Source organism: Pleionea mediterranea, from assembly GCF_003148745.1.
Classification (GTDB): domain Bacteria; phylum Pseudomonadota; class Gammaproteobacteria; order Enterobacterales; family Kangiellaceae; genus Pleionea; species Pleionea mediterranea.
Window position 1 is genome coordinate 38,265 of sequence record NZ_QGGU01000002.1, and the last position, 23,165, is coordinate 61,429.

Below are 23,165 nucleotides of genomic sequence, written 5' to 3' on the forward strand. Positions count from 1 at the left end.
TGACTGGATGTATTAATCATTGCAGTAAGTGGCAAAGACAGATAAAAAGACTAGACATTAAAAAAGGGGCTGAAAGCCCCTTTTTTAATGTCGGAAGATAAGAAGGATTACTTCTTCTTAGCAGCCGCTTTCTTTTTACGACGTGCTTTCTTCTTCTTAGGCTTAGAAGCCGCTTTAACTAATTTAGCTTCTAATTTTTCCAGTTGAGCATCCTGTTTTGCACGGAACTTCTCAACCGCTGTAGCCGCTTTAGCCGCTGCTTTGTCCATTTTATTGGCTACGCCTTGAATGGACTTAACAGAAGCACTGGCTTCTTTAGAGCTTTCTTTAGCTGCTTTAGCTGCTGCACGAGCTGCTTTTACTGCTTCAGCTGCTTTTTTCTTGGCAGTAACTGCTTTAGCCGCTGCTTTTTTTGACGCTGCAGTTTTACGCTTTTTCGCTGCATCACGCTTTGCTTTTAACGCTTTATTTGCAGAGTCAGCTTTCTTCTGTGCGTCGGCCAGTTTCTTTTCAGCTTTTTGAGCAGCCGCATTTGCTTTTGCCGCTACTTTTTCTGCTGCAGTTAATGCTTTTGCTGTTGCACCAGTTGCTGCCGCTTTAGTTTTACGCACTGCTTTTTTAGTCGCCTTTTTTGCAACTTTTTTCGTTGCTTTTTTGGGTGACTTTTTCGCAGATACCTTGCGTTTCTTTTTAATAGCACCTTTAGCCATTGTTAACCTCCAAAATTAATGAGTGAACGAGCTCAAAACAAAGTTTATAGCGTAAGTATGTGAATTTCAAAAAAAATCAATAAAAAAAAGCTAAAAAGGGATAAAAAGTGACTATTTTTTTTGTTTTTTCACTTTTTACTGCAAGTAATGCAGAAACTGACAAAAAGTGGCACGAAAAATAACAAAGAAAAGAATTACCAATTTACAAAAAACTTAATGGTACGCGATCGCAATAACTATCAATTCTATTGTGAACTTTGCGTTTGAGTTTTTAACCAGCCATGAATTCTATTTGCAAAGAAAGCGGCATCTGAATCAATTAAATAGTGATTTGGTATTTTGTAATGAGTAAATGGCTGCTTGCTGCGTTTTTTCAAATTAATCAGCCAGGACTTTGTCTGATCTGAAGTATTCGATGGCGTATAAACATAAATAGGCACCGTTAGCTTAATCAGGTTATTAAGGTTTTTTTCGCTTGAAAAATCCATTGATTGAGAAGCGACGATGATAACGCCATCGATTGTTGTAGGCTGACTATCAATTAAAGAGAAAAAAGCTGTAATAGCATCGTTTTTTACCAGAATATAGGTTTTGTAGTTTGAAGACTGCAACACAATATTAAGTGCCTGGTTCATTTGAACCTTAAAATCTACTTGATTGGATATTGATGAATTGTCGAGTTGATCCGTTTGAGGCTGATATAAGTGATACACATTCCATCCTAAACTTGGTAGATCCTGACTGATCTTTTTATTAAATCCAGGTGTTTTGGTGGTTGAGCCAGAATCGGATACTACCAATATTTTTCCGTAATTTTTTTCAAATGTGTTTGGGTGATGTATTAATAACCCTTGTTGAGTGTCCGCATTTAGCCAGATAACTTGTTCGTCCGGGTAATTACTAGCAATTAGTTGTTCCCTGCTGGGCAGTGGTTTGGTAGTACTTGAATTAGATTGATTGGTGGACTCTGCCGCATAAAGAGAAGTTACATGCAGTAAGAAAAGGCAATTTAAAAACAAAGTGGTTAATACTTTCATAGATGGCATCAGCTTATTTTCTTTATATAAAAGGTAGCTGTTATTTTGGCAGATACAATAGCGTCATGACTGACTTCTATTATTAAAGGTTGTTTTGCGGACTTGTTGAGTGACCATGATTGCTGCCAATTAATGAGTGGCGATTGATTATCAAACTGACAGTTTGCAATTAAATCACCAGCGATGGGTCGTTTGTAGGAAATATCGGCCTGACCAGCAACCACTGAGGCCTTTATATTGTTGCTTTTCAAAAAAGCAGAAATTAACGTCCAGCCCGATGTGATTCCTAAGGTATAAATGCTGCCAGCAAATGCAGTTTGATGACCGTTAATGTTTTGTTCCAGAGGAGCGGTAACCTGAATGGCTTGCTCGCTTAATGATTGTATTGTAATGCCTAATAATTTCGTCGCAGGAATATCCTGATGAATAGTGGTATTCCAATAATTGATGGGATCCATAAACTTACTCATAAACATATTTACATTAGCGGTATTTTATTCGTTTCTCGTTAAATTTAATACCGGCTGATAAATATTGGAATTCCTGAGCCAGCGTTCGATACTAATCAAGCGAGTGAAGTGAATGATGCGCGCAAGGTTAATTGAATATGAGGCTCTATTTATTCTGTAATATAAAATCCAACGGTTAATCGATTAACCCCTCTTATTATTAATGGTCGTTTGTATGGATGATCGAAAAAAGAAATTAGCTTGTTAGTTGAGTGGGTGTATAGGGCCATAGCCATTGATAGTTTTGAGCTATGACAGTGAGTGCTAATTATTAAATCAGGAAGACACTGATCGGTGAATTCTATATTATTAAAAATCAATAATACTTTTACTGCCGATGTAGGTGACATGGAACAGCAGGTCGATCCAGACAGTGATGAAGCGTTAATGATCCGGTACTGCTCAGGTTCGACGGCAGCATTTGATTCGTTGTATTTACGACATAAAGGCGGCCTTTATCGTTTTTTCTTGCGACAGTGCGGACAGAAAGAATTAGCCGAAGAGCTGTTTCAGGATGTCTGGATAAAGCTGATTAATGCGCGACACCATTATGAAAAGACAGCAAAATTCACCACTTATTTATACCGCATCGCTCATAATCGTTTGATCGATCATTATCGCCACATGGGGTCATCTCAATACGCACTTCGAGTTGATGGCGATAATCAGGCCGTGGTTGAACGTTCCGGCGATAACAATTCGGCGACGACCCTGCTTGAACAAATGGAAGTACACCAACAAATAAAAGTGGCAATTGCCGAGTTGCCTTTTGAACAGCGCGAAGCTTTTCTTATGCAGCAAGAAGGCCATTTATCGCTAAATGATATTGCCGAAATAGCCGGAACCACCCGAGAAACCATTAAAAGTCGTTTGCGATATGCCATGAAAAAGCTGCGTGAACAATTAGGAGAGAAAGCATCATGATCCAATCTAACGATGCTTATAGTGACAATGACAAGTTGCTCGCACTCTATAAGCAAGTATCCAACGAGCAGCCTGATCAAGATATTAATAAGCAGATAGCCGCTGCGGCGCACCGGAGCTCACTTGAAGTGAGTAAGGATGAAACGACGAACAGAGGTGAAAATGCTGCCAACGTCTGGAAAAATAGCTCAATATGGCGTTATATGAGACTCCCCGTTTCATTTATGGGAGCTTTGGTGATGACCGTTACCTTGGCCCATGTAATGTGGCCGATGATTAACCCTTCTGCTGACTCAGCCATTTCTGAGGCCTCAAAGCAGTCTGCACAACAAAGGATCACCGATATTCAATTGAGTGTGCAGCAATTATTGCAAGCAGATGATGTTGATCGTGACACCGATCCTTCAGAAACGATGGCTTTAACGGATGTACAAGACACATCATTACGGGTTCCAGAGCAACTAATGCCAGGCAATGAGCCCATTCTGGCGTTATCGAATACAGATTCTGAGGCAAACATAACACAACGGGATCGTTGGATAACGCGTATATTGTTGATGGCTGAGCAAGGGGATTTTCATGAAATGAACACCGAATTACAGCAATTTACCAAGCAGTATCCTGAATACCCTATTGGCGCTTTGGTACGGCCGTATTTAAAATAGCGATAAAAAACATCGGTTAAATTGTCTAAAAATCCATCAATAGCGGATAAAATTGCCTTATCAAGCCATTTGGGGATAGCCAGAGAACCCCCTTTTAATGTATGGTTACGCATTGTCTGAAATCCGTTCGGGCAACAATAAAATCATCTTGTTTACAATATAAAAATGGTCAATTCCTGACCAGGGTTGTTGATGGAGAAAGCACATAATGTCATTACTCAAAAAAGTAATGTCAGGTTTGGTGCTGTTCGTTTCTATGATAATGGGCAGTTTATGGGCAGCCGAGCCTGAATATTCCACACTTAATCTTCGTCCCGGAGTAACCGACAATTCGCAGTTAGTCTACGATCTTCATATGGAAGTCGTTGTGATTATGTTTGCGGTTGCCGCGTTAGTGTTTGCAGCAATTTTATTTGCCGTAATCCGTTTCCGTAAGTCGAAAAATCCTAATCCAGCAAAGTTTAGTCACAGTACGACTCTGGAAATCATCTGGACGGTTGTTCCGATGTTAATCCTGATTTACTTGACCAAGCCAGCCATAAGCTTGTTGTTGGATATGGAAGATACTTCTAAAGCCGATATGACCGTTCAGGTAACGGGCATTCAATGGAAATGGAAGTATAAATATCTGGATAGCGATATTGAGTTCATCTCATCGTTATCGACTCCTGCAGAGCAATACAACGATTATGAGCGTAATGCTGCAGAAAAAGGCGAAAATTATTTGTTGGAAGTGGATAACGAAGTTGTTCTGCCAATTGGTAAAAAAATTCGTTTTTTAATTACAGCAGATGACGTTATCCACTCTTGGTGGGTGCCTGACTTTGCCGTCAAAATGGACGCAATCCCGGGTTTTGTTAATGAAACATGGGCAAAAATAAATGAACCTGGCATCTATCGTGGTGTTTGTGCTGAATTATGCGGTCGTTTGCACGGATTTATGCCCATCGTTGTTCGAGCGGTACCACAAGCAGAATACGATCAGTGGGTTGAAAAGAAATTGGCCGAAAAAGCTGAGGCCGAGCGTTTAGCTGCTGAAGCCGCTGCAAGAAGCTGGTCGATGGAAGATCTGATGGCTCAAGGTAAAGAAGTTTATGAAGCCAAGTGTGCCGTTTGTCACCAATCAAATGGTGAAGGTTTAGGTACTTTCCCTGCGTTGAAAGGCAGTAAAGTCGCAACGGTTGACTCTGCTGACGATCACGCCCGACTGGTTATTTTAGGTTTAAACGCTATGCCGAAATTTGGCGAAGAGCTGTCTGATGCCGACTTAGCTGCGGTAGTCACATACGAGCGTAATGCCTGGGGTAATGACACAGGCGACACGGTACAGCCGGGTCGTATAGCTGAACTCAAAGCCGGTAAATAAGGAGACTGAATCATGGCACACGATCATCATCCAACCGGCCTTTCACGCTGGTTATTCACAACTAACCATAAAGACATAGGTACTATGTATTTATGGTTCTCATTTATTATGTTTTTGATTGGCGGTTTAATGGCTCTGGGCATACGCCTTGAGTTGTTCCAGCCAGGATTACAATTTTGGGATCCAAACTTCTTTAATACTCTAACCACCATGCATGGTTTGATCATGGTATTTGGTGCGGTGATGCCCGCCTTTGTTGGTTTGGCTAACTGGTTGATTCCAATGCAAATTGGTGCGCCAGATATGGCTCTGCCACGGATGAACAACTGGAGCTTCTGGATTCTTCCTTTTGCTTTTGGCTTATTGTTAAGCTCGTTGTTTATGGAAGGTGGCGCACCTAACTTTGGTTGGACTTTCTACGCACCACTATCAACCAAGTTTGGTCCACCGAGTACTGACTTCTTTATATTTGGTGTTCACTTAATGGGTATTTCATCCATTATGGGAGCCATTAACGTTATCGTGACCGTATTTAATATGCGTGCACCCGGTATGACGTTAATGAAAATGCCTATGTTCGTCTGGACCTGGGTTATCACGGCATTCTTGCTAATAATGGTTATGCCAGTATTAGCCGGTGCGGTAACCATGATGCTGACCGATCGTCACTTTGGTACATCGTTCTTTGATGCAGCCGGTGGTGGTGATCCCGTTATGTTCCAGCACATTTTCTGGTTCTTCGGACACCCTGAAGTTTATATTATGATTTTACCGGCATTTGGTATCGCTTCGCATATCATTCCGGCTTTCAGTCGCAAGCCTTTGTTTGGTTACTCGTCAATGGTTTACGCGACCGCTTCTATTGCATTCTTGTCGTTTATCGTATGGGCTCACCATATGTTTACCGTCGGGATGCCAGTGGCGGGTGAGCTTTACTTTATGATTGCTACCATGATTATTGCGGTACCAACCGGGGTGAAAATCTTCAACTGGGTTGCCACTATGTGGCGTGGCTCGTTAACGTTTGAAACTCCAATGTTATTTGCATTGGCCTTTGTTGTGTTATTTACATTGGGTGGTGTTTCAGGGGTTATGCTGGCGATGACACCGGTTGATAAGCAATATCATGATACCTATTTTGTGGTTGCTCACTTCCATTACGTACTCTTCCCGGGTGCTATTTTTGGAACCATTGCGGCGGTGTATTACTGGTTACCTAAATGGACTGGTAATATGTACAGCGAGTTCTGGGGCAAAATCCACTTCTGGTTCTCCATCATTGCCGTTAATCTGACGTTCTTCCCGATGCACTTCTCCGGGTTGGCAGGTATGCAGCGTCGTGTTCCAGATTACAACATGATGTTTGAAGGCTTTAACCAGATGTCTTCGATTGGTGCCTTTATGCTTGGTTTTGGTCAAATCATCTTCTTAGGTGTATTGATCCACTGCATTAAAGGTGGCAAAGGTAAAGCGACGGATAAAGTTTGGGAAGGCGCAGAAGGGCTTGAGTTTACTCACTTACCTTCACCTGCTCCGTACCACTCGTTCGAGCAATCACCTGAAGTTAAATAATTTGTGGCCTCGAAAGAGGCCGTTGTTCCGGATGGCATTATGAGTAAGGCAAATAATAAAAACGTTTTATTTAAGGCTATTGGTATTACAGCGCTAATGACTGTATTTGCGTTTGCGATGGTGCCTTTATATAACGTTTTTTGCGAAATTACTGGGATCAATGGCAAGGTAGTGGTGAGTGAAGCTTTGTATGACGAAGTTGAAACGGATACCAACCGAACCGTAACCATTGAATTTATCACCAGCATTAATCGCGGAATGCCTTGGGAATTTAAGTCCACCATCAACAAAATTGATGTGCATCCGGGCGAATTAAAAGAAGTGATGTTTTACGCGCGTAACTACTCGCAAAAAACCATCACAGGACAGGCGGTACCAAGTGTTGCACCCGGTCAGGCATCGTTTTATTTAAATAAAACCGAATGCTTTTGTTTCGATCAACAAACATTGAAACCCGGTGAAGAAATAAAAATGCCGATGAAGTTTTATATCGATCCAGAACTTCCAGAGCATTTACACACGGTAACCATGTCGTATGTATTGTTTAATGCAACGTCCAAAGGCTCTGATTCAGTTGCCGCTAATTAGAGTCTTGAGGGAGACAAACAATGACTGAAAAAACAACTAAATATTATGTACCAGAACAAAGCAAGCTGCCGTTTATTGGATCAGTAGGCTTGTTTTTAACGGTTTTTGGTGCAGGTAACTTTATACACAATACCACTGATGTTGTAACACCTGGTCCATTCGGTAGCATGGGCGGCTGGATTATGACTGCGGGTATTGCGGTTCTTATTTATATGATGTGGAGCTGGTGGAGCGCTACGATTCGCGAGTCGATGAATGGTTTGTATAGCCACCAGATGGACCGGTCGTTCCGTTATGGCATGTTATGGTTTATAACATCTGAAGTAATGTTTTTTGCTGCATTCTTTGGCGCGCTTTGGTACATCAGAACCTTCGCATTGCCTTGGTTAGGTGGTGAAGGCGTGGATGGACACAAAGCGATGACGTCCGTTATCGAATGGCCGGGTTTTCAGGCGTTGTGGCCATTAACCATCACACCGGAAGAAGCAAAGCAGGGGCTTAAAGCATCGTTTGAAACTATGGGTGCATGGGGTTTACCGGCTATTAATACGGCAATCCTTCTTACCAGTTCCTGGACATTGACCATTGCGCACCATGCGTTAATCGAGAAAAATCGTCCTACCTTGATCTTGTTCACCTGGATCACCGCTGCACTGGGTATTATTTTCCTTGGTTTACAGGCTCTGGAGTATGTTCATGCTTATCAAGACTTGGGTCTGACATTGGGTTCAGGGATCTACGGCAGCACATTCTTTATGCTGACAGGATTCCACGGATTACACGTAACGGTAGGAACTATCTTTCTGATTATCCTATCAATTCGTTGTTCCAAAGGTCACTTTACACCCGAGAATCACTTTGCCTATGAGGCGGGTGCCTGGTATTGGCACTTTGTTGATGTGGTTTGGGTATTCTTGTTTATCTTTGTTTACGCACTGTAAGCGAAGAGACGGTAAGTAAAAAAAGCCGGGTAATCCCCGGCTTTTTTATTGCTCATGTACGATGAGTAGAGTTGCAAGTAGAACGAGGTTAAAGATTTATTGCTGTTGTAAAAACTAATAGGTATTACTAAATCGATTTACAGCTTTTATTTTGACTGTGGAGTCGATCAACCGTTAGTTTCAACCGGTGCTTGAGGCAGTGAATGTAGCTCAATAATGCCAAAATAGTTAAGCACGAAAATCAAGATAAACAACACTATTGAAAGACCAATACGCCAGCTTAAAGAGTTTACAACACGCTTACTGCCTCGATCCTGATCCTTAACCAGAAAGTACAATCCTCGAAACAGGTTAAAAGCAATTGCCAAAAGTAATACAATGATAATGATCTTGCCGAGCATACAATTTTCCTGAATGTTAAGTTTAGCCTTATTATACGATGCCTTAAATGATAAAACACCTTAACAAACTGAGTGTCACCATACCTATTCCCTTTACGAAGCGATGCCTCCGCTTCAATGTATTGCTGGTGTTGATTTTTATTGTTATGGAGTACGGTCTTTTTCGTTTAGGTTTCTGGCAACTGGATCGGGCTGAGCAAAAGCGTCAATTACAGCAAAATTATCAGCAACTACAAAAAAACCAACCGGTAAACTTGTCCAAAACTAATCTAAATGTTGATGATTATCAGCCAGTAACCTTTCAGGGTGAGCCGATATCTGAATTACAGGTGTATCTGGCAAATGAGCCTTACAAAGGACGAGATGGTTATCATATTTTATCGGCGGTTAAGTTACCTGGCGGCAAAATTGTCTGGGTAAACCGTGGCTGGGTTGCTGCATTGGCCGATAGGCGTCAGTTACCGGAAATTTCGGAGTTGCCAGAGCGATGGGCAGGTAATGGCTACGCTTATTTTAGTAAAGGCGATCCTATTTTATTTGATCATGCGCTTTTAGAAGTAGAAGAAAATCAATGGCTTATTCAAGGGCTGGATTATGACTTGTTATCAAGTGTACTGAAGACTAGGAAATCAAGTGCCTTACCCTTTATAATTCGCCTTTCCAAAGAGTCTGACCACGGTTTTATACGTGAATGGACTTTGATTTCGATGCCTCCAGATAAACACCTGGCGTATGCCGTGCAGTGGTTCGGACTGGCCGCTACTTTGTTTATTATTTTATTATTGTTAACTGTGAAACGAAAAGATACCGAGTATGGACTTTAACGAAGCGCCCGAAAAAAACGAAGCTGCTAACAACAGCAAAAATAAGATAACGCTGCTGGCGTTGGCCGTTGTATTTATAGCCCCTGTTTTATTTGCTTATTTGGCCTACTTTGGTGGTTGGTTTCAAGGTGGCAGTAAAAGTAAAGGTGAAGTCATTGCCGAGCCATGGCATATCGATGATTTAAGAGTCACCGATTCCAACTTTGGTAAATGGGTAGACAGTCCTTATATGGGCAAATGGAACTGGTTGTTGGTAATGGATGACAATCAATGTCTGGAGCAGTGCCAAATTAACTGGTTTTTATTGCAGCAAACGCACTTGGGTCTTGCTAAAAATGTTGAGAAAAATAACTTTTTACTGGTTTTAAATGATTCAGAATTGGAGCTTGAAGGTGAGTGGGCATCAATAGATGTTATGCAGACAGAAATGAGTGGTCAGCGAATTTTACTCAACAAAGGTGATTTACAAGGATTCAACTCAAAACCAATGCCGGTAAATGGTATTTATCTTGTGGATCCTCTGGGTAATATATTTATGCGCTACGATTTAATCACCAATAAACAACAGGCGCCATTAAAGAGTAAAGATTTACGTTCGGACATTAGCCGTGTTATGCGAGTTTTAGGGGTTAGTGTTAAAGATGAATAAAGCGATGCAAAAAAAATTAACGATGGCCGCCATTGTACTTGTGGTAGTGGTGATTGGCCTGGGAGCATTTACCCGGTTGGCGGATGCCGGCCTGGGCTGTCCAGACTGGCCTGGTTGTTATGGATTTGTGGGGATCCCACTTAAAGCCGAAACCATCGAAAAAGCCAATCAGGCGTTTCCGGATCAACCTTATGAATTAGCAAAAGCCTGGCCAGAAATGGTGCATCGCTATTTTGCCGGTGCACTTGGGTTAGTGGTATTCGCCTTGTTTATTATCGCAATGAAACGTCGTCAATATAGTGATGCCTGCGTCAAGCTATCCACCGGTTTATTGATTCTTATCACTTTTCAGGCGGCACTGGGTGCCTGGACAGTTACTGAAAAATTACATCCGGTTGTGGTGATGGGCCATTTGCTGGGTGGTTTTGCTACATTCTCGTTATTAGCTGTTTTAACTTTAAGATTGTATCAACCCAATATAAATATTGCGCCAGAAGTTATTCGCAGTAAACGGCTTATTAGTATTGGTATTATTGCCGTAGCGATACAAATAGCCCTTGGCGGATGGACCAGTGCCAATTACGCGGCATTGGCGTGCACAGATTTACCGATCTGTTTTGCAGGCTGGTATGAACATACCGATTTTGCTGAAGGTTTCACCTTGTGGGGACATAATGCAGAAACCTATCAGTACGGTGTATTAAGTAATGAGGCAAAAATTGCTGTGCATGCCGCGCATAGAATTGGTGCAATAGTGGTGACGGCAATTCTATTGAGCATCTTATTTATACTGTTCCGTAAAAGTCGAACAAAAACAGTAAAAACATTTTCAATCGCATTACTTGTGTTGCTCGTTCTGCAAATTACACTGGGCGTTGTCAATGTGACTATGAATTTACCTTTGTTAAACGCTGTTGCACATAATCTGGTTGCTGCTTTTCTGTTAGTAACCTTGGTTGGATTGCGCGCATTAATCTGGGTGAATGAAACCAACAAGACGGAGCCTGCTCATGTCTAATGTTTCAACTTCTCGTGCTGTGTGGCAAGACTACTTTGAGTTATGCAAACCGAAAGTGGTTGCGCTTATCTTATTAACCGCCATTGTAGGTATGTTTCTGGCTGTACCTGGAATGGTGCCAGTGGATATTTTAATTCTTGGTACACTGGGTATTGGAATGGCTTCTGGTGCCGCGGCTGTGGTCAATCATGTGGTGGATGCCCAAATTGATGCGAAAATGGCCCGAACACTTAATCGACCGGTTGCAACGGGTACGATTAATCCGAAAAAAGCATTAATTTTTGGTGCAATATTAGCAACCGCTTCTATGGCAATTTTGGCCATATGGGTTAATTTACTAACTGCGGTATTAACGTTTTTTGGTCTGGTGGGCTACGCCTTTGTTTACACCATGTACCTAAAGCGAGCAACGCCACAGAACATTGTGGTTGGTGGATTATCTGGTGCTATTCCACCATTATTGGGTTGGGTTAGTGTGACCGGCGATAATGGTCAAATTCCAGCACAAGCTCTTCTTTTGGTATTAATTATCTTTGTCTGGACACCACCGCATTTTTGGGCGTTAGCCATACATCGTCGTGATGATTATGCGAAAGCTGACATTCCCATGTTGCCAGTGACCCATGGGATTGAATTTACTAAAACCAATATTATTTTTTATACCATTTTATTGCTATTGGCGACCATTCTTCCTTTTCTTATTAAGATGTTTGGCCTGATCTATTTATTAGGCTCAACCGTACTTGGCGTGATATTTTTGATCTATGCTTTACGTCTTAAATTTGCCGATAAACCTGAGTTGGCGATGCAGACATTTGGGTACTCGATTGTCTATCTGATGCTGCTGTTTGTCATTATGTTAATTGATCACTATTACACGATTTATTTATGAAATATTTAAAACAAACACTTCTCTATACATTAATAACCGTTGCTGTAATCGCAGCAGGACTGGCTGCTTACTCTTTTGTTGAGAAACCAAAAGAGCAGCCAAAAAATGCCATGGTATATCCTAAGTTTCGAGCTGTAAAAGATTTCGAATTGAAATCAGGTGATGCAACTATCAGTTTAAATAGCTTACAGGGTAAATGGAGCTTTATTTTTTTCGGTTACACTTATTGCCCGGATGTTTGCCCTACTACTATGTCGGCGCTAAAGCAGTTTATGAATAATTTACCGGAAAAAACACAGCAAGATACTCAGATTATTCTGGTTTCTGTGGATCCGGAACGTGATACGCCTGAGCAGTTGAAGCAATACGCACACGCATTTGATAAGCGCTTTATCGGCGCTACGGCAGAGCACACAATTTTGGAAGATTTTGCGAAAAGTTTTGGCGCTATCTACTATAAAGTCGGTGAAGGCGAAGACTATCTTGTGGATCACACGGCTAAAATATTTTTGGTGGATCCTCAGGGCAGACGGCACGCTATATTTAGTAAGTCGATGGAAAATCCAACAGAAGGTTACGAGTACAATATTGAGCAAATGGTTAAAGACTATTTAATCATTCGCTCTTAACGACTCTCTTAATACTTGAAACCAAGATAAGTAATAATTCGTTTATCTGGAATTATATTAAAGAAGATTTGTTTAACTTTAAGATGATAATTCCAGATAAACCAAATCACACTTTTGCGATGGACAATAACGGGTTAAGCCCTGAAATTTGAATGTCTGGTTGTCGATGGTTTCACTGTCCAGTGTTTCACCCCAGGCTTTAGCGTGTTTTCCCAATTTATCTGCAAACAGCGTTTCTTTACGGTAGTAAAAATAAATCAGCGCTTCTTTCTCTTTAAGTCGATAAGGCTTTCCATCTTTTTCTTCTATCCATTCAGCCGCTTCAATGATATCTCGATAGCGATTAGGTGTGACTTGACGGCCTTTTTTCTTTTTCGGGTAAAACGAGGGTGAGCTCAGCGTTGGTCGAGTTTTAAAACGACGATGTATCCAGAGATAATCTTCAGGGTGTTGCTTTAGGTAGTGTTCCAGAAAACGGTTTATGGTTATGGCATCTTGCTCGGCATCGGTACCCATATTTTCGAGCGGTGGGTGCAATGTGACTTTAATTTTTTTGCCATTACCGATCCGCTGCTGGGTCATAGGAATAACCGGTGCTCCGGTTAATTTTACGAAACGCGTTGTCGCAGTAATGGTGGCCGTTGGTATATTAAAAAAGGGCACAAAAATACTTTGTTTCCGACCATAATCTTGATCGGCCGCATACCAGACAAACCCATTTTTTTTGATCCATCGAACCATTGCCCGGGTATTTTCCCGTGCAATAGGGTGAACGTATTGTCCACGACCTTTTGTCATTTTATGTTCAATCAAGGCCTTTTCATTTTTACGATAAAGGGCAGCTAGTTCCATTTGTGTACCGAGCAGAGAACCGCCTATTTCCAGACTGGTTAAATGAAACGACAATAACAGGCCGCCTTTTCCATTCGCCTTGGCTTGTTCAAGGTGTTCCATGCCTTCAATAATCAGACGGTTATCCCAGTTGCGTTTAGGACCAAACCAGAGCATGGCGGTCTCTAACATACCAATACCGGTGGAAATCAGATTTTGTTTTACCAGATTTTCTTGTTCAACCTCACTAAGATGCGGAAAGCACTTCTTGATATTAATCTGGGCAATTCTAACGCGTGATTTAGCCAGTCGATACATGGCTTTACCCATTAAAATACCGAGCCGATGGATCGCAGGATAAGGCAGAAAAGCCAGCAGTCGCATAATTAAAAAGAACAGTTGGCTTGGCCAATAGACAGGCGACCAGAAAGGTTTGCTGTTATTTTGCTTTGTACTCACCGAATCTCTCACATAGAGACGAGTCATTGATAACTCGTATTAATTATTTACTGTGGTTGATTATATCGTAAAGACAATATTCTTTAATGCCGGATTTATAGAACTTAACTTCGATATATCGATATTAAGGCTTATGGTATGATGCGAGCATTGTTTGCACAACCGTCATGACGAATACACCTATGCCTGAAATTAAGTCATTTAAAAAACGTTGGTACGATGAAGCTGCGAGTCTTTTTTATCGTATTGCTTCTGCGGGTACCTTGCCACCGTCATGGTTTAGAGATGCGCTTCCACCAGAGAAAAAACGTAGCAAAGTGTCAGGGCCATTAACTCTTGAAATGGTTAGCCATTGTTGGAATTACTCTCATTTGCTGGCTTACCAGTTGAGCTCTTATTGTTTGTTTCCCCCCACAAAAACTCAATTAACGGTTACTGTTTTTTATTGTCCGGAAGATAAAGCTACTGAAAAACTGCTCAACTTTTTTAGTACCCAAGAAGTGGTAAATGTGACCTGGAACTGGCAACCTCTGAGCCGAACACAACTGTTTCGACGCAGTATTGGCCGCAATCATGCCGCAAAGCACACCAAAGCGGACTGGATCTGGTTTACCGACTGCGATATTTTGTTCCGTGAAGGCTGCCTTGATGCGCTGAGCGAAGAGTTACAAGACGTGACAACAAGTCTTGTTTTTCCTCGTCATGAAAGCACTACTTCGATGCTGGATGATGATAATCCCTTATTAAAGCAGGGTGCAGAACCTGCCGTAGTGGATATTGATACTTCCGATTTTACTCAGCACAGTCGAGATAAAGCCAAAGGTGCGTTTCAAATAGTACACGGTGATGTCGCCCGTGCCATAGGCTACTGCGACAAAATACGTCTGTATCAAACCGAAGAACACAGTTGGCGTAAAACTTACGAAGACAAAGTTTTCCGCTGGTTATTGGGTAGCCGTGGAACACCAGTTGATATTCCCAATGTGTTTCAAATCCGGCATGTGTCGAAAGGCCGCTACAAAGAAAATTCCAAAGTATCTGAACTGCGCAGCAAAATAAGGCACCTGCAGGAATAGTGTTTGCAACCATTTAGACAAGATTATTATGACCAACAAACAACGAAAAACAATCGCTCAGCGAATTAAGTGGTGGTGGAATACCCGGGTAATGGGCTTGTGGCGGGTTAAACTTGGCGGCGCTTCACAGCGCAAAAAGTTGGCCAGTGCAGGTACTGTCGAGTTTAATCAGAAAGCTACACCTATGCCTGAGGCGAAAAGCTCTGGTATTACTGTGATTTTAACGGCTTATCGTCGAGCTGAATATTTGGCCGATCAAATCAAAGCACTTAGAAATCAGAGCGTACCGCCAGATGAAATTTGGGTATGGTCGAATCAAAGTGAAGAAGATTTACTCGATGTATCCGAATTAGCTGATCGGGTGGTTGCCTCCAACACCAACTGGTTATTCTGGGGGCGCTTTGCGTTGGCGCATTTGGTAAGAACCGAATTTGTGGCTTTTTTCGACGATGATATTTTGCCGCAACCACGTTGGTTTGAAAATTGTTTAAACACCATTAAGGCGGGCAACGATGGTATTTTGGGCGGCTCAGGAGTTCTACTGCCTGAGTCTGGTGGTTATTCGAGTAAACAAAAAGCTGGCTGGAATGGTTTGCATTCTACCGAAACTCAGGTGGTAGATCTGGTTGGCCATGCATGGTTTTTTCGTAAGCGTCATATCAATTTTATGTGGCGAGAAGAGCCCGCATTTTGGGATAACGGCGAAGATATACATTTAAGTTACATGGCGCTAAAGCATGGTGGTGTTGAAACCTTTGTGCCGCCGCATCCCGAGCACGATGAAACCTTATGGAGTTGCCGTCCAGATTTTGGCAAAACCGTTGGCCGAATGAAAGTGGCGACTTATAAAACCAAGGATCATCGTGATACACGGTCGCAAATTGTTAATCGATATTTGGCGGATGGTTGGCAACAGGTGTGGCAACGGGTCTCTAAATCCGATACCCGGCAACGACAATTTAAAACCGAACTGGAGTGGTTCAACCAAAAACTTTCGGATCATCAATCCTTTTCTTTGGTGCGTTTTGGTGATGGTGAAATGCTGGTGATCAATGGTGAAGCGGTTGATCTGTCTGAAAAGTGCAACGGCGAACACAAATACACTCCGGGTGATGAGCGTGACGAAAGTTATCGTTCTGTTTTGGAGCAATCGTTACTGTTTCGTCATCCGCAATATTTTATTGGTTTGCCTTGCCGTTGTTGTGTGGGTGATCAACATTGTGAGCGACTGAGGGCTCAGTCACAACAGCCTGATGCGCAGCTTACCTGGGCGAACCTGTTTGTGAATGCAAACTACCCAAGATTTCTTGAGTCGACCCTTCCCTTATTAAATGATCGACAGGTGGTGATGGTGTGTCATGAACAGGCAACGTTTGATGACTTGCCGTTTAAGGTGACAGAAGATTTTCGAGTCGGAAAAAATGCCTGGACCGAAGACTTTGATCGATTGTTGAAAGAAATCACCCTCTTTATTGAAGACAACAACATTCAAAATCATGTGTTTATTTTTTGTGCCGGTGTGCTGAGTAATATGCTGATCTATAAATTAACTGAAACTTACCCAAACAATACATACCTGGATACAGGCTCGGTATTTGACGATATGATGGGGCTTGGTCAAACCCGAAAATATTTAAAGGGTAGCAAGCGACGTTTAACCAAAGAGTGTGTGTGGTAATTTTATGACGGCTAAATGGGCATTAATTTTTGCATCACTGTCCGGCTTTTTCACGGTTGTTTTAGGGGCTTTTGCGGCACATGGCTTAAAGCACCGGTTGGATCAATACGCCAAAGGGATCTGGGAAACCGCTGTGCAATACCAGATGTTTCACACACTGGTATTACTGGTTGTTGGTTTATTACTTTCTCAAGCTCAATTTAGCGCTGCGCAATCTTTAAAAGTATCGGCAGTAAGTTTTTTAATTGGCATTATTATTTTTTCAGGAAGTCTATACACTTTAGCTTTGACCAATATTAAGTGGTTGGGTGCGGTTACTCCATTGGGAGGTTTGGCATTTCTAGTGGGATGGGCAGCGCTATTATGGTTCGCAATAAAAGCGGCTTAATCATTTGGCTGGCACGTGCGCTGATGTTCGCCGGCATTCTATTATTGGTAGCGCCCAATTTATTATTTGAAGCGTCAACGAAGCAATTCGATCAACATTTTTATAGTGGTATGATCGGCATGCTTCTGATTTTTGTCGGCGTTACTGTGTTAAAAGTAAGGCGACAAAAATCAAAAGAAAATTAATGCTTTAAGTTTTAATATTAGTCAATTTTAACGCGTTTTCGGGGAGGGTTAACCCAAATAACATCAACATTGGTTGAAGAAGTTTTTGCAGCCTTCTCTATGGCATAAACTTTATCACTGTCTACGACATAACTTTGACCAGGAGTTGAGTTAACGCAACCCATAAGTAATAGAGTTGTGACCGCTAATGCCGATACCGAAATAAATCGAATGCGTTGTTTCATAATGATTCCCCTTACCCGAAGACCTTATTTAATATATAGCTCAAAAATCAGTCAAAGGTAAGAGGGCAAGACCAAAATTCAAGTTGAATTTTGGTCTTAAGACAAAGTGATTTTTAAAACGAATTTGTTAAGAGCTTTTTTGAATTACTGCTGTTGAAATCGTTTATTTAACCAATAATCGACACTGGTGTATCTGCCTCCACCCGTAAACAGTAGCGATAGCAACATTACAAAGTAAGTGGCTGCAAACTCGATTCCGTTATTCAATACCACAAAAGAACCTTTGGCGGTTAGCCAGTCCATTTTTCCGTGCTCTTGCAATATAGATCGGGCAGCCTCCAACCGGTTACCCACTTCCGGATCCGATGATTGAGCAATGGCATACCAACCATTATCCCAATGTACGGTTACAGCCGCGACTATCATGGTGATCATCAACGGGATCGCGATGAAGCGTGTGGCAAAACCAGCAATCAGTAAAAATGCCCCAACAAACTCTGTTGTGGCCGCCAGATAAGCCATCAACTCAGGAAAAGGCAACTCAAGTGAATGTTCGAACCAGGCTATAGTATTGTCCATGGCACCAAATTTTTTACTACCCGCCAGATAAAAAGGCAAAAACAGGTAAATTCGAATGGCCAGTGGCGCAACCCCGGATAAGTGTTGAAGTTTTGTTATCAGAGAGTGATAGGTTGTTATTATGCTGTTGAGTTTATCTCTAATCATGACGTTCTCAATGTTGTGTGTCTGTTCAGTTAAGATGAATCAATTGGCTAAATGTTGCAAATAAATTAAAAAATAACGCTAATTAATTGTTTTTAGTGCAAAATTTTGCTTAAAATCTAAATACACAATACCACATCAACCTAGGATAGTTTTTGCCAGAATCAATTCCAGATGATCAGGAGCTGATCAAAAAATTGCTTTTGAAAGATTCGCGCACATTCCAGTTATTAATGGATCATTGGTATGGCTCCATGTTTTATGTGGCGTCTTCCATTGCCGGGGAAGCGATCGCCGATGAAATCGTACAGGAAACCTGGGTCTCGGTGATGCGTGCTCTGCCTAAATTTGAAGGGCGTTCCAGCTTAAAGAGCTGGGTAATGCGTATTTTGGCAAACGAAGCAAAAACCCGCCGTCGCAAGGAGTCGCGTAACGTTTCGTTGGATCAAATGGACGATGGCTGGTCGTCGGATCCCCGTTTTACCGAAAACGGCCACTGGCAATCGACCTCAAAGCAATGGCATTCCGACTCGCCTGATCAACTTATGCAAGCAATTGAGCTGGAAGATTGCATTAAAAAACACATTGAGAAACTGCCGGATAATCAAAAATCAGCTTTAATGCTGAAGGAAACAGAAGCTTACACTTTAGAACAGATCTGTAACATTTTAGAGGTTTCATCATCCAATGTAAGAGTTTTGTTGCATCGAGCACGGGACAAAGTATTAAAAGTTATTGAACGGTTTGAGCGTGAGGGAAAATGTTAGGATTGCCCAGTTGTAAAAAAGTAAGTGAGCAAAGTAGCTTGCAGTTGGATGAGAATTTACCTCTGGCGCGCCGTGTTGGTTTTAAATTACATTTGATGATGTGTGTACGCTGTCGCCGTTATGCTCAGAAAATGAGGGTCACCAGTCAATCGTTAAAAATATGGATGACACGTAAAACAATGCCGGAACCCATCAAACGGCAATTACTGGATGATTTTGAGCAAACAGATTTTAATCAACAGGACGTTAAACAGAAGGACGACAAACAGAACGGTGATAATGTGGTAAAAAATAACGGGAAGTCAGATTCCACGATCTAGGTCTCTTCAATTACTTGCTGTAAACATCAGAGACCTTTCACAATATTATAGCCAGTGTCAGCCATTAAACCCTTCTGGTAGCTCAAAGTCACCGCTCATGTTAATGACCTTGTCGTTGTCAAAGGTAATGAATAATTGGGTACGGGTCTGTTCACCGGTTTGGCCACTCTTAAAAGTATTCACATAATGCCACTTGTTGTCGCCGAAGGTGTCATTGACCAATGGCTTGCCAAGAAGGTACTGAACCTGAGCTTTGGTCATGCCTTTTCTGATCTGAGAGACATGTTTTTGCTCGATGATATTGCCTTGACGAATATTGATTTTGTAAATGGAGCAACCTGAAAGTGACAGCAAAACAATCGCTGCCACGATTAAATTAATAATTCGCATTTTTTACTCTTTTTAATAAATTCATTTGGGCTTCGACCACTAATCTGCGTATTATATCCGTAATTTCCGTTTGAAGACATAGATTACTTGTTAACGTTTGGAGCGATCCTTGGATAATCAACAACTTAAAAAAGCCGGGTTAAAAATCACCCTGCCTCGAGTCAAGATTTTACAGATTTTAGAGAACAGTGAAGATCCGCACATGAGCGCTGAAGATGTCTATAAGGCATTGATGGAGGCTGAAGAAGAAGTGGGTCTGGCAACTGTCTATCGGGTGTTGACACAGTTTGAGCAGGCCGGATTGGTAGCTCGTCATAATTTTGAAGGCGGTCATTCTGTTTTTGAACTGGAGCGCGGCGATCATCACGACCATATGGTGTGTATGCAATCTGGCAAGGTCATAGAGTTTCATAGTGAAATCATAGAGCAGCTGCAAAAAGACATTGCCGAAGAGCACGGTTATAAACTGGTGGATCACTCTCTGGTACTCTATGTGGAGCCAAAAGACTAACCGCCGTGTGATTAGATTCGCTCAGAATCGGTTGGTTCGTTCGAGCGATTGTCGGGTAGTTAATTGACAGCTGCGTTAACTATCCGGCCAACAATTCTTTAGCGTGCTGTAAGGTGGAGTCGGTTATATCCTGACCACCGACCATTCGCGCAATTTCTTCGATCCTTAATTGACTTTCAAGCGACGCCATAGCGGTTTCTGTGGCGTTCTTGTGACGGGTTTTTATGGCTCGAAGATGGTGTGCACCACGAGCGGCTACCTGAGCCTGATGCGTCACACAAATGACCTGGGCGTGTTGTGATATATTTTCCAGCATACGCCCGACAATATCGGCGGTTTGTCCGCCAATACCCACATCCACTTCATCAAATATAAGACAGGGCGTCACCCGTTTTTCAGCGGTAATAACCTGAATAGCCAGACTGATGCGTGAAAGTTCACCACCAGAAGCCACTTTTGCTAAAGGTTGCAGGGGTTGCCCCGGATTTGCGGTGACCAGAAAAGCCACCTGCTCATTGCCGTGACGAGAAAAGTTTTCGTTATGCGGTTGCAATTCAATGGTGAGTTTCCCGCCGTCCATACCGAGTGATTGCATACGCTTGGTCACATCCGCTGACAATTGCTTGGCAATTTGCTTACGTTGCTTGGTGAGTTTTTCGGCTGCTTGCCGATATTCCTGCTCAATCTGTTTCAGTCGTTGCTCAAGCTCTTCGGTATTTTCACTGGCCTGCTCAAGTTGGGTGAGCTCATCTCGGATCTGCTGTTCGGTGGTCGGAAGTTCTGCCATATCCACCTGATGCTTTCTGGCTAAATCAAATAATGCGGTTAAGCGTTCATCCAGTTCATTCAATTGTTCAGGATCCATATCAAGTGAATCCTGATAATGTCTGAGCTCCGACTTCACCTCTTCGAGATTGCTGTTGGCTGAAAGCAGTAATTCATAGGCAGCAGTAAGCGCCGGATCTTTTTCCGACAGGGTCTTAAATTGTTCCTGAAAATGCAGTAGTTGACCAAATAACCCTGGCTCCTGATCAAATATATCGTTCATCGCCTGCTGGGTAGACTGGGTCAGTTGCTGCATATTGGATGCTCGAGCATGATCCTGTTCCAGCTGCTGAATGGAAGATTCCGTTAAAGACAGGGCTTCAAGTTCGCGTAATTGATAAGCCAGTAATTCGGATCGTTCCTGTCTTTGGCTAGTATCCTGTTGTAATTCATGCAGTTGACTGGCAATTTTTCGGTGTTCGGCGGCTAAAGATTTGACCTCTTGTAGTGGCGCGGTATCGTCAGTTAACTCATCCAGTAACAACAGCTGTTGCAAGGGTTTTAACAAAGATTGATGAGCGTGCTGGCCGTGGATATCCACTAGTAAATCACCCAGTTCACGCAGCATTGACAGAGTTGCTGAGCGACCATTGATAAAACATCGCGAGCGGCCTTCTTTGGCGATCACACGGCGTAAGATGCATTCATTGCCATCATCCAGCTCCTGTTGTGCCAGCCATTGATTAGCCAGTGAGTCAGCAGCAATAGTAAAGCTGGCAGATATGTCGGCTTTTTCGGCACCAAATCGGATTGAGGCGGCATCGGCACGTTCTCCCAATGCCAAACCCAGTGCGTCAATAACAATCGATTTACCGGCACCGGTTTCACCGGTAATAACCGTCATGCCGGTGTGGAAATCCAGCTCAAGCTGTTCAATAAGCGCAAAATTTTTAATTTGTATGGATGCGAGCATAAGTTTTTTTGCCGAGATTATTATTCAAATGATGGATTTTATTTAAATAATGTATTTTGCCGTTAAATGTGTCTGCCAGTGTAAAGGCTTAACCACTAATTGTCAGTTGTTTTACTAACTATATAAGTAGTTGTCAGGGAAAGTGCAACCATTATTTGATGAAACGGTGCGATCAGCCGAAATAACTTTACCTAGAATGAAAGATAAACACGCTCTAGAGCTTATGCCCCCAGCCCAGTTTATTACGCAGCACCTTGTAATAATCGTGGTTTGTCGGGTGTAAAATGCGCAGTGGTAACGGATGCTTTTTAATGCGGATGCGATCACCCGGTGCCAGTCCCATATTTTCCTGACCATCACAACTGACCATGGGGGAATGGCGATTGTCCTGAGCGATAACCAGCTCAACCACGGAGTTGGCATCAATAACAATTGGACGGCTGGATAAGGTATGAGGAAACATTGGCACCAGTACCATGGCATCGACTTGCGGCGAAATTATCGGGCCTCCGCCAGAGAGCGCATAAGCGGTAGAGCCGGTAGGTGTGGAGACGATAAGACCATCGGAGCGTTGGCTGTAAACAAACTGATTATTAATAAACAGCTCAAATTCAAGCATTTTTGAAATTTCGCCGGGGTGGATAACCACTTCATTGACCGACGCAGAGTCGCCAATAATGTTATCGTCGCGTATCACTTCGGCATTTAAAATAAAGCGTTTTTCTTCGGTGTATTGACCGTGCAAAATTTCATGGATGCGCTCAACCACTTCGGTCGGTCGTACATCGGTTAGAAATCCCAGATGACCGCGATTGATGCCAACGGTGGGTACCTGATGCTGTATTTGGGTGCGTCCAGCATTTAGCATGCTGCCATCACCACCAACCACAACCATCAAATCGACCTCTTTGCCAAGCTCCTGACGCGGTAAAAATTTCGCAACCTCTGATTCAAAATCACTGGCGAGCGAGTCCTGCACCCAGATATCACAGCCTTCTGCAACGAGATGATCGTGTAATGTTTGTATCGATTCTGCGGCTTGTGGATTTTGCGGCTTGCCAACAATACCAATATTTTGAAAAACGCGCGCTTTGCTGTTCATGAGGTGTCCATTGTAAAGGCGTGCTGTTAAGCACAAAGTCTTAGTCAC

At 42.4% G+C, this 23,165-nt stretch carries 28 protein-coding genes; 18 read left to right on the plus strand and 10 right to left on the minus strand.

The annotated features are described in order from the left end of the window. Positions 1-107 precede the first annotated feature (107 nt). From C8D97_RS02265 to C8D97_RS02275, 3 genes are all read right to left on the minus strand, one after another. A complete protein-coding gene (locus tag C8D97_RS02265; RefSeq protein WP_109761721.1) occupies positions 108-710 on the minus strand; it encodes a hypothetical protein in 603 nt (200 codons plus the stop codon). A gap of 245 nt (positions 711-955) precedes the next feature. Next, on the minus strand, positions 956-1,756 hold the full coding sequence (locus tag C8D97_RS02270) for a DUF3530 family protein (protein WP_109761722.1): 801 nt from the start codon (positions 1,754-1,756) through the stop codon (positions 956-958). Next, positions 1,756-2,217 (minus strand): YiiD C-terminal domain-containing protein, encoded by a 462-nt coding sequence (locus C8D97_RS02275; RefSeq protein WP_170115107.1) that lies wholly within the window; start codon positions 2,215-2,217, stop codon positions 1,756-1,758. Before C8D97_RS02275 ends, C8D97_RS02270 begins: the two co-directional genes overlap by 1 nt. A gap of 333 nt (positions 2,218-2,550) precedes the next feature. Here C8D97_RS02275 and C8D97_RS02280 point away from each other — a divergent pair, with 333 nt between their 5' ends. From C8D97_RS02280 to C8D97_RS02305, 6 genes are all read left to right on the plus strand, one after another. Continuing rightward, positions 2,551-3,180 (plus strand): RNA polymerase sigma factor, encoded by a 630-nt coding sequence (locus C8D97_RS02280; RefSeq protein ID WP_109761724.1) that lies wholly within the window; start codon positions 2,551-2,553, stop codon positions 3,178-3,180. Continuing rightward, the gene (locus tag C8D97_RS02285; protein ID WP_109761725.1) at positions 3,177-3,845 is read left to right on the plus strand and encodes a hypothetical protein; all 669 of its coding nucleotides are present in this window, start codon (positions 3,177-3,179) and stop codon (positions 3,843-3,845) included. Before C8D97_RS02280 ends, C8D97_RS02285 begins: the two co-directional genes overlap by 4 nt. A 208-nt stretch (positions 3,846-4,053) precedes the next feature. Then, a complete protein-coding gene (gene coxB / locus C8D97_RS02290; protein ID WP_109761726.1) occupies positions 4,054-5,211 on the plus strand; it encodes a cytochrome c oxidase subunit II in 1,158 nt (385 codons plus the stop codon). Between the two features lie 12 nt (positions 5,212-5,223). Continuing rightward, on the plus strand, positions 5,224-6,783 hold the full coding sequence (ctaD, locus tag C8D97_RS02295) for a cytochrome c oxidase subunit I (protein WP_109761727.1): 1,560 nt from the start codon (positions 5,224-5,226) through the stop codon (positions 6,781-6,783). Positions 6,784-6,822: 39 nt separating this feature from the next. Then, positions 6,823-7,371 (plus strand): cytochrome c oxidase assembly protein, encoded by a 549-nt coding sequence (locus C8D97_RS02300; RefSeq protein WP_109761728.1) that lies wholly within the window; start codon positions 6,823-6,825, stop codon positions 7,369-7,371. A gap of 20 nt (positions 7,372-7,391) precedes the next feature. Then, positions 7,392-8,312: a cytochrome c oxidase subunit 3 gene (locus C8D97_RS02305; RefSeq protein WP_109761729.1), complete on the plus strand. Its 921-nt coding sequence runs from the start codon at positions 7,392-7,394 to the stop codon at positions 8,310-8,312. Between the two features lie 167 nt (positions 8,313-8,479). Here C8D97_RS02305 and C8D97_RS02310 read toward each other — a convergent pair whose 3' ends face one another. Then, positions 8,480-8,713: a twin transmembrane helix small protein gene (locus C8D97_RS02310; RefSeq protein WP_109761730.1), complete on the minus strand. Its 234-nt coding sequence runs from the start codon at positions 8,711-8,713 to the stop codon at positions 8,480-8,482. 47 nt (positions 8,714-8,760) lie between these two features. Here C8D97_RS02310 and C8D97_RS02315 point away from each other — a divergent pair, with 47 nt between their 5' ends. The 5 genes from C8D97_RS02315 to C8D97_RS02335 are packed head-to-tail and all read left to right on the plus strand — an operon-like array spanning position 8,761 to position 12,725. Next, a complete protein-coding gene (locus tag C8D97_RS02315) occupies positions 8,761-9,537 on the plus strand; it encodes an SURF1 family protein (protein WP_109761731.1) in 777 nt (258 codons plus the stop codon). Further along, positions 9,527-10,186, plus strand: coding sequence for a hypothetical protein (locus tag C8D97_RS02320; RefSeq protein ID WP_109761732.1), 660 nt, complete (start codon positions 9,527-9,529; stop codon positions 10,184-10,186). The genes C8D97_RS02315 and C8D97_RS02320 overlap by 11 nt, the downstream gene beginning before the upstream one ends. After that, positions 10,179-11,204, plus strand: a complete 1,026-nt coding sequence (locus C8D97_RS02325; RefSeq protein ID WP_109761733.1) for a COX15/CtaA family protein — start codon at positions 10,179-10,181, stop codon at positions 11,202-11,204. Before C8D97_RS02320 ends, C8D97_RS02325 begins: the two co-directional genes overlap by 8 nt. Next, positions 11,197-12,096: a heme o synthase gene (cyoE, locus tag C8D97_RS02330; RefSeq protein ID WP_210204829.1), complete on the plus strand. Its 900-nt coding sequence runs from the start codon at positions 11,197-11,199 to the stop codon at positions 12,094-12,096. Before C8D97_RS02325 ends, cyoE begins: the two co-directional genes overlap by 8 nt. Further along, positions 12,093-12,725: an SCO family protein gene (locus tag C8D97_RS02335; protein ID WP_109761735.1), complete on the plus strand. Its 633-nt coding sequence runs from the start codon at positions 12,093-12,095 to the stop codon at positions 12,723-12,725. The genes cyoE and C8D97_RS02335 overlap by 4 nt, the downstream gene beginning before the upstream one ends. Positions 12,726-12,803: 78 nt before the next feature. Here C8D97_RS02335 and lpxL read toward each other — a convergent pair whose 3' ends face one another. Continuing rightward, entirely contained in the window at positions 12,804-14,015 is a 1,212-nt protein-coding gene (gene lpxL, locus C8D97_RS02340) for an LpxL/LpxP family Kdo(2)-lipid IV(A) lauroyl/palmitoleoyl acyltransferase (protein ID WP_170115108.1), read from the minus strand. Between the two features lie 182 nt (positions 14,016-14,197). Here lpxL and C8D97_RS02345 point away from each other — a divergent pair, with 182 nt between their 5' ends. Genes C8D97_RS02345 through C8D97_RS02360 form a run of 4 tightly spaced genes read left to right on the plus strand, consistent with a single transcriptional unit; the run spans position 14,198 to position 17,342 of the window. Next, positions 14,198-15,091, plus strand: a complete 894-nt coding sequence (locus C8D97_RS02345) for a glycosyltransferase family 2 protein (RefSeq protein WP_109761737.1) — start codon at positions 14,198-14,200, stop codon at positions 15,089-15,091. 28 nt (positions 15,092-15,119) lie between these two features. Further along, positions 15,120-16,769, plus strand: coding sequence for a glycosyltransferase family 2 protein (locus C8D97_RS02350; RefSeq protein WP_109761738.1), 1,650 nt, complete (start codon positions 15,120-15,122; stop codon positions 16,767-16,769). Between the two features lie 4 nt (positions 16,770-16,773). Then, positions 16,774-17,157, plus strand: coding sequence for a DUF423 domain-containing protein (locus tag C8D97_RS02355; protein WP_109761739.1), 384 nt, complete (start codon positions 16,774-16,776; stop codon positions 17,155-17,157). Next, positions 17,133-17,342 carry a hypothetical protein gene (locus tag C8D97_RS02360; RefSeq protein ID WP_109761740.1) on the plus strand — a complete coding sequence of 70 codons (210 nt, stop codon included), beginning with the start codon at positions 17,133-17,135 and terminating at the stop codon, positions 17,340-17,342. The genes C8D97_RS02355 and C8D97_RS02360 overlap by 25 nt, the downstream gene beginning before the upstream one ends. Positions 17,343-17,359: 17 nt before the next feature. On the opposite strand, the gene C8D97_RS02365 is transcribed toward C8D97_RS02360, so the two are convergent. Beyond that, positions 17,360-17,566, minus strand: coding sequence for a hypothetical protein (locus tag C8D97_RS02365; RefSeq protein WP_109761741.1), 207 nt, complete (start codon positions 17,564-17,566; stop codon positions 17,360-17,362). Positions 17,567-17,710: 144 nt separating this feature from the next. Then, a complete protein-coding gene (locus tag C8D97_RS02370; protein WP_109761742.1) occupies positions 17,711-18,292 on the minus strand; it encodes an HvfX family Cu-binding RiPP maturation protein in 582 nt (193 codons plus the stop codon). Positions 18,293-18,444: 152 nt separating this feature from the next. On the opposite strand from C8D97_RS02370, the gene C8D97_RS02375 reads away from it, so the two are divergent. Both C8D97_RS02375 and C8D97_RS02380 read left to right on the plus strand, forming a co-directional pair. Beyond that, on the plus strand, positions 18,445-19,056 hold the full coding sequence (locus tag C8D97_RS02375; protein ID WP_245411380.1) for an RNA polymerase sigma factor: 612 nt from the start codon (positions 18,445-18,447) through the stop codon (positions 19,054-19,056). Next, the gene (locus tag C8D97_RS02380) at positions 19,050-19,376 is read left to right on the plus strand and encodes a zf-HC2 domain-containing protein (protein WP_109761743.1); all 327 of its coding nucleotides are present in this window, start codon (positions 19,050-19,052) and stop codon (positions 19,374-19,376) included. Before C8D97_RS02375 ends, C8D97_RS02380 begins: the two co-directional genes overlap by 7 nt. Positions 19,377-19,433: 57 nt before the next feature. On the opposite strand, the gene C8D97_RS02385 is transcribed toward C8D97_RS02380, so the two are convergent. Beyond that, a complete protein-coding gene (locus tag C8D97_RS02385; RefSeq protein WP_109761744.1) occupies positions 19,434-19,766 on the minus strand; it encodes an outer membrane protein assembly factor BamE in 333 nt (110 codons plus the stop codon). A 109-nt stretch (positions 19,767-19,875) separates the two neighbouring features. On the opposite strand from C8D97_RS02385, the gene fur reads away from it, so the two are divergent. After that, positions 19,876-20,277, plus strand: a complete 402-nt coding sequence (gene fur, locus C8D97_RS02390; protein WP_109761745.1) for a ferric iron uptake transcriptional regulator — start codon at positions 19,876-19,878, stop codon at positions 20,275-20,277. Positions 20,278-20,356: 79 nt separating this feature from the next. Here the strand turns inward: fur and recN are convergent, their stop codons facing one another. Further along, the gene (gene recN / locus C8D97_RS02395; RefSeq protein WP_109761746.1) at positions 20,357-22,015 is read right to left on the minus strand and encodes a DNA repair protein RecN; all 1,659 of its coding nucleotides are present in this window, start codon (positions 22,013-22,015) and stop codon (positions 20,357-20,359) included. A 214-nt stretch (positions 22,016-22,229) separates the two neighbouring features. After that, positions 22,230-23,117: an NAD(+) kinase gene (locus tag C8D97_RS02400; RefSeq protein ID WP_109761747.1), complete on the minus strand. Its 888-nt coding sequence runs from the start codon at positions 23,115-23,117 to the stop codon at positions 22,230-22,232. Positions 23,118-23,165 lie beyond the last annotated feature (48 nt).

Coding starts and splice junctions, on each gene's coding strand:
- C8D97_RS02265 (WP_109761721.1), bottom strand. CDS start 710: ATGGCTAAAGGTGCTATTAAAAAGAAACGCAAGGTATCTGCGAAAAAG.
- C8D97_RS02270 (WP_109761722.1), bottom strand. CDS start 1,756: ATGCCATCTATGAAAGTATTAACCACTTTGTTTTTAAATTGCCTTTTC.
- C8D97_RS02275 (WP_170115107.1), bottom strand. CDS start 2,217: ATGAGTAAGTTTATGGATCCCATCAATTATTGGAATACCACTATTCAT.
- C8D97_RS02285 (WP_109761725.1), top strand. CDS start 3,177: ATGATCCAATCTAACGATGCTTATAGTGACAATGACAAGTTGCTCGCA.
- coxB (WP_109761726.1), top strand. CDS start 4,054: ATGTCATTACTCAAAAAAGTAATGTCAGGTTTGGTGCTGTTCGTTTCT.
- ctaD (WP_109761727.1), top strand. CDS start 5,224: ATGGCACACGATCATCATCCAACCGGCCTTTCACGCTGGTTATTCACA.
- C8D97_RS02300 (WP_109761728.1), top strand. CDS start 6,823: ATGAGTAAGGCAAATAATAAAAACGTTTTATTTAAGGCTATTGGTATT.
- C8D97_RS02305 (WP_109761729.1), top strand. CDS start 7,392: ATGACTGAAAAAACAACTAAATATTATGTACCAGAACAAAGCAAGCTG.
- C8D97_RS02310 (WP_109761730.1), bottom strand. CDS start 8,713: ATGCTCGGCAAGATCATTATCATTGTATTACTTTTGGCAATTGCTTTT.
- C8D97_RS02315 (WP_109761731.1), top strand. CDS start 8,761: ATGATAAAACACCTTAACAAACTGAGTGTCACCATACCTATTCCCTTT.
- C8D97_RS02320 (WP_109761732.1), top strand. CDS start 9,527: ATGGACTTTAACGAAGCGCCCGAAAAAAACGAAGCTGCTAACAACAGC.
- C8D97_RS02325 (WP_109761733.1), top strand. CDS start 10,179: ATGAATAAAGCGATGCAAAAAAAATTAACGATGGCCGCCATTGTACTT.
- cyoE (WP_210204829.1), top strand. CDS start 11,197: ATGTCTAATGTTTCAACTTCTCGTGCTGTGTGGCAAGACTACTTTGAG.
- C8D97_RS02335 (WP_109761735.1), top strand. CDS start 12,093: ATGAAATATTTAAAACAAACACTTCTCTATACATTAATAACCGTTGCT.
- C8D97_RS02345 (WP_109761737.1), top strand. CDS start 14,198: ATGCCTGAAATTAAGTCATTTAAAAAACGTTGGTACGATGAAGCTGCG.
- C8D97_RS02350 (WP_109761738.1), top strand. CDS start 15,120: ATGACCAACAAACAACGAAAAACAATCGCTCAGCGAATTAAGTGGTGG.
- C8D97_RS02355 (WP_109761739.1), top strand. CDS start 16,774: ATGACGGCTAAATGGGCATTAATTTTTGCATCACTGTCCGGCTTTTTC.
- C8D97_RS02360 (WP_109761740.1), top strand. CDS start 17,133: ATGGTTCGCAATAAAAGCGGCTTAATCATTTGGCTGGCACGTGCGCTG.
- C8D97_RS02365 (WP_109761741.1), bottom strand. CDS start 17,566: ATGAAACAACGCATTCGATTTATTTCGGTATCGGCATTAGCGGTCACA.
- C8D97_RS02370 (WP_109761742.1), bottom strand. CDS start 18,292: ATGATTAGAGATAAACTCAACAGCATAATAACAACCTATCACTCTCTG.
- C8D97_RS02380 (WP_109761743.1), top strand. CDS start 19,050: ATGTTAGGATTGCCCAGTTGTAAAAAAGTAAGTGAGCAAAGTAGCTTG.
- C8D97_RS02385 (WP_109761744.1), bottom strand. CDS start 19,766: ATGCGAATTATTAATTTAATCGTGGCAGCGATTGTTTTGCTGTCACTT.
- recN (WP_109761746.1), bottom strand. CDS start 22,015: ATGCTCGCATCCATACAAATTAAAAATTTTGCGCTTATTGAACAGCTT.
- C8D97_RS02400 (WP_109761747.1), bottom strand. CDS start 23,117: ATGAACAGCAAAGCGCGCGTTTTTCAAAATATTGGTATTGTTGGCAAG.